The following is a 14300-nucleotide window of genomic DNA, read 5'->3' as shown; positions in this document are numbered from 1 at the left end:
TTATGTTGCGGGTGGGGCGCCCGCCGCCGGCACCGTGGCCTGCGCGGTGACGGCCGGGGTGCGGGTGTCGGCGCGCAGGAAGCTTCCGGTGCGTTGCGTGCCGAGCACGCCGGTGGGTTGCCCGTCGAGGACCACCGCGCGGCCCGAGATGAACACGGCGGTGACGGCCGCGTCGTTGCGGTTGACCATGCGCGACATACCGCCGTAGGCGGCGAAGGTCTCCTCGACGTAGGCATCCAGCGTGTCGTCGAGGTGGGCGGGGTCGATCACCACGACGTCGGCGCGATCACCCACCCGCAGGTGGCCGGCGTCGATGCGGTACCAGTCGGCCAGTTCACCGGTCAGCCGGTGCACCGCCTGCTCGATCGACAGGAACGGCTGCCCGGCCTGCTGGGCGTCGAGGACGTGGCGCAGCAGCCGCAGGCCCATGTTGTAGAACGCCATGTTGCGCAGGTGTGCGCCGGCGTCCGAGAAGCCCATCTGGACGCCCGGCTCACGGGCGATCTTGCGGAGCATGTCGGGACGGTGGTTGGAGATGGTGGTGTGCCAGCGCAGCGCGGTTCCGTGTTCCAGCACCAGGTCGAGGAAGGCGTCGACGGGATGCACCCCGCCGCGGTCCACCCCGACCTGACCGAAGGACTTCCCGATCACCGACGCGTCGGGGCACTCGACGATCTCGGCGTCGAAGAAGTCGCGGTGCCAAACCCGTGGGCCGTACTTGTTCTGGTAGTCCTTGCGGAAGCGCCGCCGGTAGCCCTCGTCGCGCATCAGCTCGTCGCGTTCGACCGACTCGCGCAGGTGCAGCGCTTCGGCGCCGGAGCCAAACTCCTCGAAGATCACCAGATCGATGCCGTCGGCGTAGACCTCGAACGGCACCGGCAGGTGCTGCCAGCGGAAGTCGGCGCCCAGCTTGTTCAGCACGCGCGAGGCCTTGACCATCGCCGGAACCGCAAGCGGGTTGCTCTTGACGTCAGCGGCGGCCAGCAGGCTGGTTTTGAGCGGCCGGCGGAAGATGCCCAGCGCCTGCGCCAACTGGGAGACCACATCGAACGGGTTCTTGACGTCCGGGCCGGCCTGCAGGATCCGTCCGCTGCGGCGCAGCTTCGCCTTGAGCCGGCGCAGTTCTCTCGGCTTGGCGTACGTCGACGGCAGGGTGCGTGACCGGCAGACGTCACCGTCCATCTTGTCGAAAAGCAGCTGTTGGGACGACATCCCGACGAACCCGGCCTGCAGCGCCTCGTCGAGCATCTGCTCCATCCGGGCCTGCTCAGCCGGGGTGGGCCGAGCGTCGCCGCGGGTGGCGCGGTCCAGGCCCATGGTTGCGGCGCGCATATCGGAATGTCCGATGAATGCGGTCACGTTCGGTCCGAGCGGCAGCCGCTCCAGGCCGGCGATGTAGTCCGCGCAATTCGACCAGGCCTTGTGCTTGTCGATGGTGTCGACGACGTACTGGCGCGGGATCGCCTCCACCCGGCCGAACAGGTCGCCGGCGTCCTGGCCGTCGACGTGGATGGTCGACAGCGAACACGATCCGACCAGCACCGTGGTGACACCGTGCCGGACCGACTCCGACAGCGACGGGGCGACCAGCACCTCGACGTCGTAGTGGGTGTGGATGTCGAGCAGTCCCGGCAGCACCCATTTGCCGGCGGCGTCGATCACTTGGCCGCAGCCCGCTTCGTCGAGCGGTTCGGCCGAGATCGCGGCGACATGACCGTCGCGGATACCGATGTTGCGGATCGCCGACGGCGCGCCGGTGCCGTCGAACCACCGGCCGCCACGAATCACGGTGTCAAAGCTCACGGGACGTTCCTTCCGATCGATGCCTGATTCAGCATGGCCTGCCCGGCAGGCGAAGTCTTGACAACTGCGGACATTTCTTTGATATTTGCGGACATGTCGGTGGTGCGCGGCACCGCGTTGTCCGGTTATCCGGAGCTGGTCGCCGAACTCGGCGGCGATCCGGCGGCGTTACTGGCGGCGGCCGGGGTGCCTTCCGGTGCGGCCGGAACTCACGAGCTGTTCGTGCCGTACCGCGCGGTAATCCTCGCCATTGAAGGTGCAGCGAATGCAGTCGATTGCCCGGATTTCGGGCGACGGCTGGCACTGCGCCAGGACATCGACATCTTCGGGCCGCTCGGCGTGGCTGCGCGCACCGCGGCCACCGTCGGCGGGGGGTTCTCGATCGTGGAGCGGTTCATGTCCGCCTACAGCCCGGCGATCTCGGCCCGCATCACCCCGGGGGCGAAGAGCAGCGAGTCGTTCTATGCCTTCGACGTCCTGCTCGAGCGCTCGCCGCCGCACCCGCAGACCACCGAGCTGTCGCTCGGGGTGTCGCTGGGCATCATGCGGATGATGTTCGACAGCCCGTATGCGCCGCTGTCGGTGCACCTTCCGCATGAACCCTTGACCCCGGTGCGTGAGTACCTGGCTTACTTCGGCTGCCGCCCCTACTTCGCGCAACCGGTCGCGGGGTTCACCTTCCGTACCGCCGACCTGAACCGCCCGCTGCACCGCGACGACCAGGCGCACCAGGCCATGGTGCATTACCTGCGCGCCATGACCGACGAGTCGCCCGGCATCGCCGCGTCGGTGCGCGTGATGGCCCGCCAGCTGTTGCCCACCGGGACGGTGAGCCTGGAGCTGATCGCGGACGAGCTCGGCCTGCACCCCAAGGCGCTGCACCGGCGGCTGGCCGCCGAGCAGACCACGTTCGCCGCCCTGGTCGACGGTGTCCGCCGAGACGCCGCAGACCGATATCTGCGCGACACCGACATCAGCCTGTCGCACCTGGCCCGCGAACTCGGGTACGCCGAGCAGAGCGTGCTCAGCCGGTCCTGCCGTCGCTGGTTCGGGTGCAGCGCGAGTAGCTACCGCAAGGCGGTTCGAGGCTAGGCTGGCGGCCGATGTCTGCAGCCCTCGATGCCCTCGATGACTGGCCCGTCGACCACGTTGCCGCGGCGGTCATCGGTCCGCAGGGCGTGCTGGCCGACCGCGGCGACACCACGCGCTCGTTTTATCTGGCGTCGGTGACCAAACCGCTGGTTGCGCGGGCGGTGCAGGTCGCGGTCGAGGAGGGCGCCGTCGAGTTGGACACCCCGGCCGGGCCGCCCGGCGCCACGGTGCGACATCTGCTCGCGCACGCCTCCGGGCTCTCGGCGGACTCCGACCGGGTGCTGGCCAAGCCGGGCACCCGGCGGGTGTACTCCAACCACGGCTTTGCGGTGCTGGCCGAGGCGGTCGAGCAGGCGTCCGGGATCGAATTCGGCCGCTACCTGACCGAGGCGGTGTTCGAACCGCTACGCATGTCGGCCAGCCGGCTGGACGGCGGCGCCGCGGCGGCCGGTTTCGGGGTCACCTCGACCGTGGCCGACCTGGCTGCCTTCGCCGGCGACCTGCTGGCACCGGTGACGGTGTCGCCGCAGTTGCACGCCGAGGCCATCACCGTGCAGTTCCCCGGACTGGACGGCGTGCTGCCCGGCTACGGACGGCAACGGCCGAACGACTGGGGGCTCGGCTTCGAGATCCGTGACGGCAAATCGCCGCACTGGACCGGCTCGGCCAACTCGGCGCGCACCTACGGTCATTTCGGCCAGTCAGGCACGCTGATCTGGGCTGATCCGGTGATCGAGCGGGTGTTGGTGGTGCTCACCGACCGCGACTTCGGCGACTGGGTGACGCCGCGCTGGCCGGCGCTGGCCGACGCGGTCGTGTCGGAGTACGGCGGGGACTAGCCAACAGGCGTCTCACGAGGCACAATAGACACATACGACACTAAATAAACAGCAGCATCAGCACCGTTCCACTCGGTTCCGTCAGGTCGTTGGGGAAGACGTCCCTCGTGGATCCGAAGGAGCAACTGATGCGCGCGACGAATCAATTCGCCGACGTGACCAGCGGCGTGGTGTACATCCACGCGTCGCCCGCGGCGGTGTGCCCGCATGTCGAATGGGCGCTGACCTCGACGTTGAACGCGCAGGCCAAACTCAACTGGACACCACAGCCGGCCATGCCCGGGCAACTGCGCGCAGTGGTCAACTGGGTCGGGCCGGTCGGGACCGGTGCTCGCCTGGCCAGCGCGCTGCGCTCCTGGTCGGTGTTGCGATTCGAGGTCACCGAGGACCCCAGCGCCGGCGTCGACGGGCACCGGTTCAGCCACACCCCTCAATTGGGGCTGTGGAGTGGATCGATGAGCGCCAACGGTGACGTGATGGTCGGCGAGAACCGCCTGCGCACCATGATGGCGGCCGGCGCCGATGCGTTGGCCGCCGAGCTGGAAACGGTGCTGGGCACCGCCTGGGATGAGGCCCTGGAAGCCTTCCGCGACGGCGGCGACGGCGCGGAGGTGTCCTGGCTCAGCCGCGGCGTGGGCTGATTTCTTTGGCGAGTGAGACATGAAAGCCCCCATTTTGGCCTGAATTTAGGGGCGTTCGCTGGGGGCACCTCCCGCTTGCGGGGGACTGCTCGGCGTCACTCGGGGCGCAGGATCTGCAGTGCGCCCGGCACCGCCGTCACCGTCACCGGAAGGGGGGCGACGAAGTCTCCGTCGGCGTAGGCGTTGATGCCCGGGCATTCCACCCGGACCGAGGCCGCCCGCCGGGTGCTCACCTCGTCGAGGCCCACATGGGTGCCCTTGAACACGGTGGGGAACAGCCGGATCAGCTTGGTGCGCGACCCCGAATGCACCATCGTGACGTCGAGCAGGCCGTCGGCGTGGTCGGCGCCCGGGCAGATCAGCATCCCGCCGCCGTAACTGCGGGTGTTGCCGAACGCCGCCAGCGTCAGATCGATGTCCATCGGCTCGTCGTCGTCGAAGGTCAGCCGGAACGGCAGCAGCCGCAGCTTGGACATCTCGGCCACCATGGCCAGGTTGTAGCGCATCCGCCCGTGCGGCCAGCGCATCCGGTTGACTCGATCGCTGACCAGTGAGTCGAAACCGGCCGCCATCACGGTGCCGAACCACGATTGGGCGCCGCCGTCGGCGGTGATGCGGCCCAGGTCGACCGTTTCCGTGAATCCGTCGACGACGACGTCGGCGGCCGCCTCGGGGTTCCCGGTGGGCAGACCGTATTCGCGGGCGTGATCGTTGCCGGTGCCGGCCGGGATGATTCCCAACGGCACGGCGCCGAGGGCCAGCGCCTGCAGCGCCAACGAGATGACCCCGTCGCCGCCTGCCACCACCACGGCGTCGGTGCCGGCGGCCAGCGCCTCGTCGAGCAGCTGCCGGGCGTGCCGGGGATCGGAGCCGACGATGTGGTTGACGTCCACGCCGCGCTGCTGGAAGCGGGCGAGGGCCCGCTCGGCCGCATGCCGGGCGTTGCCGTGCCCGGCCGCCGGATTGGTCAGCAGCGTGACCCGCCCGATCCGGCGTGTCACGGGATCAGCTTGCCGGGGTTGAGGATGCCGGCCGGATCCAGTGTTGCCTTGACCGCCCGCAGCACCTGCACCCCGAGCTCGCCCACCTCGTCGACCATCCAGCGCCGGTGGTCGGCGCCGACGGCGTGGTGGTGGGTGATGGTGCCGCCGGTGCGCATGATCGCCTCGCAGGCAGCGGTTTTCGCGGTCCGCCACTGCTCTATCGGGTTTCCGCGTTGCCCGGCCACGACCGTGAAGTACAGCGACGCGCCGCCGGCGTAGACATGCGAGATGTGGCAGAGCACCAGTGCCGGTGTGCCGGTGTCGGCCAGCGATGTGGTCAGCGCCTCGGTGACGGCCGCCTTGAGTGCCGGCACATTCGACCAGTCGGTGGCGGTCTCCAGGGTTTCGCACAGCGCCCCGGCGGCCAGCAGCGAATCGCGCAGGTACGGCGCGGAGAACCGGCCGTGTTCCCAGGCGCGTGCCGGTTCCTCGCCCAGCGAGGTGCCGCCGTGGGCGGCCAGCAGCGCGCGGGTCTCGGCGTGCCGGCTCTCGGTGTGCTCGGCGGTTCCCTCGAACAGGGTGATGGCCAGGCAGCCCCCGGTGATCTGCTGCTCCCCGATCTGCTCGGTGCTGGCCAGGTTGACACCGGTCTCGGCCTCGTCGGAGAGCCGGACGACGGTCGCGCCCGTGCCGGTCTGGGTGATGGCCCGCAGCGCCGCGGCGCCGGTGGCGAAGTCCGGGAACGACCACGCCTCGTAGCGGGTGGTCGCCGGCACCGGGTGCACCCGCACCCGTACTCGGGTGATGACGCCGAACACGCCCTCGGAGCCGAGCAGCAGCTGGCGCAGATCCGGTCCGGCCGCCGACGCCGGGGCGCGCCCGGGCTCCAGCACGCCGGCCGGGGTGATCATCCGCAGCCCGCGGACCATGTCGTCGAACCGGCCGTAGCCGGCTGAATCCTGGCCCGACGAGCGGGTGGCGGCGAACCCGCCGAGGGTGGCGAACTGGAAGCTCTGCGGAAAGTGGCCGAGTGAGAAGCCGTGCTCGCCGAGTAGTCGTTCGGCCTCGGGTCCGGTGACCCCGGCGCCGAACTCCGCCTCGCCGGAGACCTCGTCGAGTTCCAGCAGCTGATCGAAGCGGCGCAGGTCCAGCGACACCACGGCCTTACACGCACCGCGGATGGGGTCGAGGCCACCGACCACGCTGGTGCCGCCGCCGAACGGGACCACCGCGATGTTGTGCCGGCTGCAGTACTCCAGGATCGCGGCGATATCGAGTTCGAACCCCGGCAGCAGCACCGCATCCGGTGCATCCTGGATTCCTGATCCGTTGCGCCGCAGCAGATCCAGCGTGGATTTACCGCCGGCGTGCAACAACCTTCCGGCCTGGTCGACCCGGTAGAACTGCTCGCCGACGATGGCGGCCAGCGCCTTGTGGTCGTCCTCGGCCAGCGCCGACGGCCGCAGCTCGACCTGGTCGGGGTCGGGCTCCGCGGAGTCGGTTCCCTCGATGCCGAGCGCCGCGGTGAGCAGCTTCCGGATGCCGTCGGACAGCGGTTTGGCGGCCGCCGGATCGCCCCAGGCATTCCACTTCATCGGGGGCGTGAGGGCATCCTGCGCATCAGAGGAAGTCACGCGTTACAGTATTACATATGTTGTCAACCAGTAATGACGAGCAGGTTGATGTCGGGGACCGGATCCTCGACGCCGCCGCGAGCTGTCTACTGGCGTTGGGAGTCGAGCGGGTGACCCTGGCGGCCATCGCGCGCCGCGCCGGGGTCAGCCGTCCCACCGTCTACCGGCGTTGGCCCGACAGCCGATCGGTGATCGCCGCGCTGCTGACCGCCCGCATCACCGACGCCTGGATGCAGGTGAGGGCACCGGGATCCGGGCGTGCGGCGCTGGTTGACCGAATCGTCGCGGTGGCGGTGCGGGTCCGCCACGACCCGGTGGTGATGCAGGTGCTGCACCATGCGCCGGAGCTGGCGATGGTCTATATCGCCGAGCGGATGGGGGCCAGCCAGCGGCACCTGGTCGATGTGGTGGCCGCCGAGCTCGCCGATGCCCAGCAGGGCGGCAGCGTACGGGCGGGTGAACCGCGCCAGCTCGCCGCGATGTGCTTGCTGATCACCCAGTCGGCGATCCAGTCTGCGCAGATCGTGGCGCCCATTCTGGATGAGGACGCCCTGGCCGCCGAGCTGACCTACAACTTGAACAGGTATCTGTCGTGAATGCCGACGCCGCCACCCTCAATGCCGCCCGCCGCACCGCCGAGCTGTCGGCTTTGGCGGAGTGCCCGGCCGTTGATGTCGTGGTGATCGGCGGCGGCATCACCGGTGCCGGCATCGCCCTGGACGCGGCCAGCCGGGGCCTGCGGGTGGTGCTGGCCGAAAAGCACGATCTGGCCTTCGGCACCAGCCGGTGGAGCTCCAAACTGGTGCACGGGGGGCTGCGCTATCTGGCCACCGGCAACGTGGGGATCGCGCGGCGCAGCGCCATCGAACGCGGAATCCTGATGACCCGCAACGCTCCTCACCTGGTGCGGGCGATGCCGCAGTTGGTGCCGCTGCTGGGTTCGATGCGCCGCCGCGACCGGGCCCTGGTGCGCGCCGGCTTCCTCGCCGGTGACGCCCTGCGCCGACTGGCCGGCACGTCGGCGACGGTGCTGCCGCGTTCGCAACGGATCTCGCGCGAACAGGTCATCGATCTGGCGCCGACCGTGCGCCGTGACGGCCTGGATGGGGGGCTGCTGGCCTACGACGGCCAATTGATCGACGACGCCCGGCTGGTGACGGCGGTGGCCCGCACCGCAGCTCAGCACGGCGCGACGATCCTGACCTATACGGCGGCGTCACGGGCCGCCGGCGACGCGGTGCGGCTGACCGACCAGCTCTCCGGCGAGTCGTTCGACCTGCGAGCCCGCGCGGTCATCAACGCGACCGGGGTGTGGGCAGCCGACATCGACCCCGCACTGCGGCTGCGCCCCAGCCGGGGCACCCACCTGGTGTTCGACGCGCCGGCCTTCGGGAACCCGACCGCCGCGCTGACCGTGCCGATACCGGGCGAGCTGAACCGCTTCGTGTTCGCCATGCCCGAACAACTCGGCCGGGTCTATCTGGGGCTCACCGACGAGGATGCGCCCGGCCCGGTTCCGGATGTGCCGCAACCGACTTCGGCGGAGGTGGCGTTCCTTTTGGAAACCGTCAACACCGCGCTCGGCACCGCGCTGGGCACAGCTGATGTCCGCGGCGCCTACGCCGGGCTGCGACCGCTGATCGACACCGGGGCGGGGCGCACCGCCGACGTCTCGCGTAACCACGCCGTCATCGAATCGGAGTCCGGGGTGTTCAGCGTGATCGGCGGCAAGCTGACCGAGTATCGGTACATGGCCCAGGATGTGCTGGACCGGGCGGTGCTGTCGCGGGGCCTGGCCGCGTCGCCGTGCCGCACCCGCGATCTGCCGCTGCTGGGAGCGCCGGGCAATCCGGGGGCGACCGGGTCGCCGGCGCGCCGGCCGCCGGAGTCCGTCGTGGCGCGCTACGGCGCCGAGGCGGCCAACGTGCTGGCGGCCGCCGGCTGCGAGCGGCCGGAGAAACCGGTCGCGGACGGAATCGACGTCACCCGTGCCGAATTCGAGTACGCGGTCAGCCACGAGGGAGCACTGACCGCCGAGGACATCGTGGATCGCCGAACCCGGATCGGGCTGGTCGCCGCCGACCGGGAACGGGTGCTGGATGTGGCGCGGGAATTCGTCGATGGCGCCGATTGAGTCAGAGGTATCGGCGAACCCGGTTGCAATAGTCGGCGAACTCCTGACCGTAGTGTTGCCGTAGGAAGGCTTCTTCCCGCACCACCTGCCGGTTGAACAGCCACACCGCGGCCAGCAGATAGATCAACGGAATCCAGCTGGGGAAGACCAGGAACTGACCCAGCAGCACCAGGGCGAATCCGACGTAGATCGGGTTACGGCTGACCGCGAACACGCCCGATGTCACCAGCTCGTCCGGTTAGTCGACGTCGATACCGACCCGAAAACTGGTGCCGAAGGCGATCAGGCTCAGCAACAGAAACAGCAGGCCGCCGACGCAGAGCGCGACGCCGGCCCAGGCGACCACGTCGGAGGAGAAGAACCGCCCGGCGGCCACCAGCGGCCAACCGAACGCGTTGGCGAAAATGACGTAGAAGTAGAGCAATGCGAAGGGCGGGATCAGGAAGTCCTTCTTGTCGATGTTCCCGAAGTGCAGTGCGCGTGTTCCGCTGCGCCGCAGCATGATCAGGCGGGCGACGACCAGCACCGGGCAGAGCGTGAGTGCCAGGGCAGCCAGGTATCCGGGCATCTGATGTCCCTTCCTCGTACCCGGCCCAGCCGGGTAATTCATCGAATGATGAATTGTCGGTTGGCGGTGCGCCGGCTGTCAAGAGCGCCGGTGCAGAATCAGATCCCGCACCGCCGACTTGGTGTGCGGCTGCCACAGCGCCTGTAGCGGGACCAGCAGCGGTTCATCGAGATCCAGCACTGTGACGGAGCCGTCGAGGGCCGGTCCCGCCGGTGCGGTGACGAAGGCGGCGGCGTTCTCGGTCATGGCCGCCACTTCGGGCGGGCAGCCCTGCACCCGGCTGACGCGGTACTGGGGCTCGAACCCGGCGCGCCGACAGGCGTTGACCAGAAAGTCGCTGTAATAGGAGGCACCCGGCGGCGCCCACAGGGCGATTGTCTCCGTCGCCAGGTCCGAGATGGTGATGCGGGCGCGGGTGGCCAGCGGGTGCTCGCTGCGCACCGCGACCCGAACCGCGTCGTAGCGGACCACCGCACCGGCGAGCCGTTCCTGGGGCACGACGGCGCGACGCAGCCCCAGCTGCACGTCGCCGTCGCGCACTCCGGTGGTGAGCCGGTCGGGAAACATCTGCACGACGGTGAACGATGTGGCGGGCGCCGCGGTGATGGCCGGTTCGATCAGGGCGTACACCTCGTAGTTGCTGATCGCCGGGGAGTGCCCGATGACGAAGGCGTCCGGTTGCCGGCTGGCCGCGGCTCGGGTGTGGCTGGCGATGGTTGCCGCCGCGGCCAGCAGGGCGCCGCCCTCGTCGAGCAAGGTCTTGCCCGCCGGCGTCAGGGCGATGCGGCGACCGGAGCGCGCCAGCAACGTCGCGCCGATCTCCCTCTCCAGCTGTTGCACCGAATGCGACAGCGCCTGCTGGGACAGGTGCAAGCGCTTGGCTGCGCTGGTGAATCCGCCGGCTTCGGCGACGGCGATGAAGTGGCTCAGGCGGCGCAGGTCTGGCGACATCGCCACAGTTAAGCACAAGCAATATTTGTGAGAAGGCCGTAAATCACTGTTTTTCATTTGTTCTGTAGCGGGCTAATTTCGTGATCGAGACAGGAGGGGAAACCGATGAGCAGCGTGACCGGCAGATCCGCGGTGGTGGCCGCCGGGGCCAAGAACCTGGGCGGATTGATCAGCACGACGTTGGGGCGCAGCGGCGTCAACGTCGCGGTGCACTACAACAGTGATGGCTCCGAATCCGACGCCGACAAGACCGTCGCCGCGGTGCGGGACGCGGGCGCCAAGGCCATCAAGGTGCAAGGCGATCTGACCATTCCGGCCAATGTCACCGCACTGTTCGACGCCGCTGTGGACGCGTTCGGCGGGGTGGACTTCGCGGTCAACACCGTCGGCAAGGTGTTGCGCAAGCCCATACTGGAAACCACTGAGGCCGAATATGATTCGATGTTCGACATCAACGCCAAGGCCGCCTACTTCTTCCTGCAGCAGGCCGGTGAGCGTCTGAACGACAACGGCTCGGTGGTGACGATCGTGACCGCGCTACTGGGTGCGTTCACTGACGGTTACGCCACCTATGCGGGATCCAAGAGTCCGGTGGAGCACTTCACCCGTGCGGCCGCCAAGGAGTTCGGGACCCGGGGCATCAACGTCAACAGCGTGGCGCCCGGCCCCATGGACACCCCGTTCTTCTACCCGCAGGAAACCCCGGAGCGGGTGGAGTTCCACAAGTCGCAGGGGATGGGCAACCGGCTGACACAGATCGAGGACATCGTGCCGCTGGTGGTGTTCCTGCTGGAGGGCGGGCACTGGATCACCGGGCAGACCATCTTCGCCAACGGCGGCTACACCACGAGGTAGCGGCGGGCCCCACCGCGCGGCCGGCCCTACAGCGGGATGTTCTTGTGGCGGCCCCGGCGCGCCGGGGCCTCGGCGAGTGCCTGGGTGATCTTGCTGCGGGTGTGCGACGGGTCGATCTTCTCGTCGACGACGCCGATGTCGATGGCGCTGTCGACTCCGCCCGCGATCCGCTCGTGCTCGGCCGCCAGCTCCTCGTGCAGTGCGTCGCGTTCGTGATCGGGGGCGGCAGCCAACTTCTTCTTGTGCAGGATGCCGACCGCGGCCTTGGCGCCCATCACCGCGACCTCGGCGTCCGGCCAGGCGAACACCTTGGTGGCGCCCAACGATCGCGAGTTCATCGCGATGTAGGCCCCGCCGTAGGTCTTACGGGTGACCAGCGTGACCCGCGGAACGGTGGCCTCACCGAAGGCGTGCAGCAGCTTGGCGCCGCGGCGCACCACGCCGCCCCATTCCTGGCCGACACCCGGCAGGTAGCCGGGCACGTCGACGATCACGATCAGCGGAATCCCGAATGCGTCGCACAGCCGCACGAAACGTGCCGATTTCTCGGCGCTCTCGGAGTTCAGGCAACCACCCAGCCGCAGCGGGTTATTGGCCAGCACCCCGACGGTGCGCCCCGACAGCCGGCCGAGGCCGACCACCATCGAGGGCGCCCACTTGGCCTGGAATTCGTCGAACGGTGTGTCTTCGTCGAGCAGCGCTGCCACCAACGGGTGCACGTCGTAGGCGCGCCGCGCCGACTCCGGCAGCAGCGCGTGCAGGTCGGTGTCCTCGGCTTCGGCCTTGGTGCGATCGAAATGGCCCTGCTGGCAGAACAATCCGACCAATCGGCGGCCCCGCTCGTAGGCGTCGAGCTCGTCGTCGGCGACGATATGGCACACACCCGACTTCTTGTGGTGGGTGTCGGGGCCGCCGAGGGCGGCCATGTCGACGTCCTCACCGGTGACGCTGCGCACCACGTCGGGACCGGTGACGAAGACCCGCCCCTCCGGGGCCATCACGATGACGTCGGTCAGCGCCGGACCGTAGGCGGCACCGCCGGCGGCGAAGCCGACCACCACCGAGATCTGTGGGACGTAACCGGACGCCCGGATCATCGCCTCGAAGACCCGGCCCACCGCGTGCAGCGCCCGCACGCCTTCGGCCAGCCGGGCGCCGCCGGAGTGCCACAGGCCCACGATCGGGCTCTGCTCGGCGATCGCGGTGTCGTAGGCGTTGACGATGTGGTCGCAGCCCTCGATGCCCATCGCACCGCCCATCACGGTGCCGTCGGTGCAGAACGCGATGGTGCGCACGCCGTTGACGTTGCCGCCGGCGGCCAGCACTCCGGAGCGGTCGCGCTCGTGCAGCAGTTCCACGGTGCCGTCGTCGAAGAACGTCGACAGTCGCAGCAGGGGATCGCGCGGGTCGAGGGATTCGCCCACCGTTTCGGGAGCCATGGTCGTCATCGCGCCTCTCCTTGTCGTTTGATGCTTGGGCCGCTGTGCGGCCGTCAGTAGCGGCCGAAGACGAGCGCGACGTTGTGCCCGCCGAATCCGAACGAGTTGTTGATCGCATACCGGTAGTCACCCGGTCGCGGCTTGTCGGCCACCACATCCAGGTCGATCTCGGGGTCAAGATTCTTCAGGTTCAGGGTCGGCGGGATGACCTGGTCGCGCAACGTGAGCACGGTCAGGATGGATTCCGCCGCGCCGGCCGCCCCCACCGAGTGCCCCAGTGCCGACTTGGGCGCGTAGACCGCGGCGCCGCCGCCGCCCTTGCCCAGCGCGTTGTCGATGGCGTGGGATTCGGCGATGTCACCGACCGTCGTGGCGGTGGCGTGGGCGTTGATGTGGTCGATGTCGCCCGGGGTCAGCCCGGCCAACTCGATCGCCCGCTTCATCGCGTGGGCGGCCTGCTCACCATTCGGGTCGGGGGCCACGATGTGGTAGCCGTCGGAGGTGACGGCACCACCCATGATCCGCGCGATGATGTTGGCGCCGCGGGCCTTTGCGTGCTCTTCGGTCTCGATCACCAGCAGGGCGCCGGCCTCGCCGAACACGAACCCGTCGCGGTCACGGTCGAACGGACGGCAGGCACCGGCCGGGTCATCGTTGTTCGTCGACATCACGATGCGCATCTGGGCGAAGCCGGCGATCGGCACCGCCTCGATGCGCTGTTCCACCCCGCCGCAGATCGCGATGTCGGCTTCGCCGAGCACGATCTGCTGCCAGGCCCGGGCAATGCCCTCCGACCCCGACGCGCACGCCGAAATCGACGTGAGCACCCCGGCTTTGGCCTTGCGGTCCAAGCCGATCGTGGCCGCGGCCGCATTGGGCATGTACTTCTGCACGGTCAGCGGCGAGACCGCTCTGAGCCCCCGCTCTCGCATGTCGTCGTAGGCGAAGACCAGTTCCTCGGTGGAACCCAGACCGGTGCCGACCGACACCATCAGGCGCGTGGTGTCGACCTCGGGCGAGCCGGCGTGGTCCCACGCTCGCCGGCTCAGCACCAATGCCACCTTCTGCAGATAGGACAACCGGCGCAGCTCGGTCCGACTGAGCCCTTCGTCGAAGGACTCGGGCGTCTCGACGAGATGCCCGCCGATGCGGACCGGCAGGTCAAACTCGTCGACGAACGAATCGGTGAGCTTGCGAATGCCGCTCTGGCCGTCGAGCAGAGCCTTCCAAGTGGATTCTGCGTCGGCGGCCAGAGCGGTCGTCATGGCAAAACCGGTGACGACGACGTTGGGGAAACCATTCCCCGTAGTCAACTGGGTCTGCGTTGACATGGCTGTTGCGAACTTCCCTCTCTTGGTACT

General features: G+C 69.0%; 14 protein-coding genes. 6 read left to right on the top strand and 8 right to left on the bottom strand.

All coding sequences use genetic code 11. The annotated features are described in order from the left end of the window. On the bottom strand, positions 1 to 1803 hold the full coding sequence (locus tag G6N19_RS01225; protein WP_193465617.1) for an N-acyl-D-amino-acid deacylase family protein: 1803 nt from the start codon (positions 1801 to 1803) through the stop codon (positions 1 to 3). Between the two features lie 93 nt (positions 1804 to 1896). Here G6N19_RS01225 and G6N19_RS01220 point away from each other — a divergent pair, with 93 nt between their 5' ends. The 3 genes from G6N19_RS01220 (at position 1897) to G6N19_RS01210 (ending at position 4375) form a co-directional block, all read left to right on the top strand. After that, on the top strand, positions 1897 to 2895 hold the full coding sequence (locus G6N19_RS01220) for an AraC family transcriptional regulator (protein ID WP_013828574.1): 999 nt from the start codon (positions 1897 to 1899) through the stop codon (positions 2893 to 2895). Positions 2896 to 2906: 11 nt separating this feature from the next. Beyond that, the gene (locus tag G6N19_RS01215; protein WP_193465616.1) at positions 2907 to 3734 is read left to right on the top strand and encodes a serine hydrolase domain-containing protein; all 828 of its coding nucleotides are present in this window, start codon (positions 2907 to 2909) and stop codon (positions 3732 to 3734) included. Positions 3735 to 3862: 128 nt separating this feature from the next. After that, positions 3863 to 4375 (top strand): DUF3145 domain-containing protein, encoded by a 513-nt coding sequence (locus tag G6N19_RS01210; protein ID WP_041319746.1) that lies wholly within the window; start codon positions 3863 to 3865, stop codon positions 4373 to 4375. Between the two features lie 95 nt (positions 4376 to 4470). On the opposite strand, the gene G6N19_RS01205 is transcribed toward G6N19_RS01210, so the two are convergent. Continuing rightward, the gene (locus G6N19_RS01205) at positions 4471 to 5376 is read right to left on the bottom strand and encodes a diacylglycerol kinase (protein WP_013828577.1); all 906 of its coding nucleotides are present in this window, start codon (positions 5374 to 5376) and stop codon (positions 4471 to 4473) included. Then, a complete protein-coding gene (locus tag G6N19_RS01200; protein WP_013828578.1) occupies positions 5373 to 6953 on the bottom strand; it encodes an FAD-binding oxidoreductase in 1581 nt (526 codons plus the stop codon). Before G6N19_RS01200 ends, G6N19_RS01205 begins: the two co-directional genes overlap by 4 nt. 56 nt (positions 6954 to 7009) lie before the next feature. Between G6N19_RS01200 and G6N19_RS01195 the strand changes: the two genes are divergently transcribed. Both G6N19_RS01195 and G6N19_RS01190 read left to right on the top strand, forming a co-directional pair. Next, positions 7010 to 7588: a TetR/AcrR family transcriptional regulator gene (locus G6N19_RS01195; RefSeq protein WP_013828579.1), complete on the top strand. Its 579-nt coding sequence runs from the start codon at positions 7010 to 7012 to the stop codon at positions 7586 to 7588. Beyond that, on the top strand, positions 7585 to 9126 hold the full coding sequence (locus G6N19_RS01190) for a glycerol-3-phosphate dehydrogenase/oxidase (RefSeq protein ID WP_013828580.1): 1542 nt from the start codon (positions 7585 to 7587) through the stop codon (positions 9124 to 9126). The genes G6N19_RS01195 and G6N19_RS01190 overlap by 4 nt, the downstream gene beginning before the upstream one ends. A gap of 1 nt (position 9127) precedes the next feature. On the opposite strand, the gene G6N19_RS21040 is transcribed toward G6N19_RS01190, so the two are convergent. From G6N19_RS21040 to G6N19_RS01180, 3 genes are all read right to left on the bottom strand, one after another. Continuing rightward, a complete protein-coding gene (locus G6N19_RS21040) occupies positions 9128 to 9352 on the bottom strand; it encodes a methyltransferase family protein (RefSeq protein ID WP_232062478.1) in 225 nt (74 codons plus the stop codon). Positions 9353 to 9364: 12 nt separating this feature from the next. Then, on the bottom strand, positions 9365 to 9694 hold the full coding sequence (locus G6N19_RS21035) for a hypothetical protein (RefSeq protein ID WP_232062476.1): 330 nt from the start codon (positions 9692 to 9694) through the stop codon (positions 9365 to 9367). Positions 9695 to 9772: 78 nt separating this feature from the next. Then, complete coding sequence (locus G6N19_RS01180) at positions 9773 to 10645, bottom strand: LysR family transcriptional regulator (RefSeq protein ID WP_041319748.1); 873 nt, start codon at positions 10643 to 10645, stop codon at positions 9773 to 9775. A 105-nt stretch (positions 10646 to 10750) separates the two neighbouring features. Here G6N19_RS01180 and G6N19_RS01175 point away from each other — a divergent pair, with 105 nt between their 5' ends. Continuing rightward, a complete protein-coding gene (locus G6N19_RS01175) occupies positions 10751 to 11500 on the top strand; it encodes an SDR family oxidoreductase (protein WP_013828583.1) in 750 nt (249 codons plus the stop codon). Positions 11501 to 11526: 26 nt separating this feature from the next. On the opposite strand, the gene G6N19_RS01170 is transcribed toward G6N19_RS01175, so the two are convergent. Both G6N19_RS01170 and kasB read right to left on the bottom strand, forming a co-directional pair. After that, positions 11527 to 12948 (bottom strand): acyl-CoA carboxylase subunit beta, encoded by a 1422-nt coding sequence (locus G6N19_RS01170; protein WP_013828584.1) that lies wholly within the window; start codon positions 12946 to 12948, stop codon positions 11527 to 11529. Between the two features lie 44 nt (positions 12949 to 12992). After that, entirely contained in the window at positions 12993 to 14270 is a 1278-nt protein-coding gene (gene kasB / locus G6N19_RS01165) for a 3-oxoacyl-ACP synthase KasB (protein ID WP_041317673.1), read from the bottom strand. Positions 14271 to 14300 lie beyond the last annotated feature (30 nt).

The sequence above is a fragment of the Mycobacterium novum genome (assembly GCF_010726505.1).
GTDB lineage: Bacteria > Actinomycetota > Actinomycetes > Mycobacteriales > Mycobacteriaceae > Mycobacterium > Mycobacterium algericum.
This window is presented reverse-complemented; position numbering and strand designations above follow the sequence as displayed.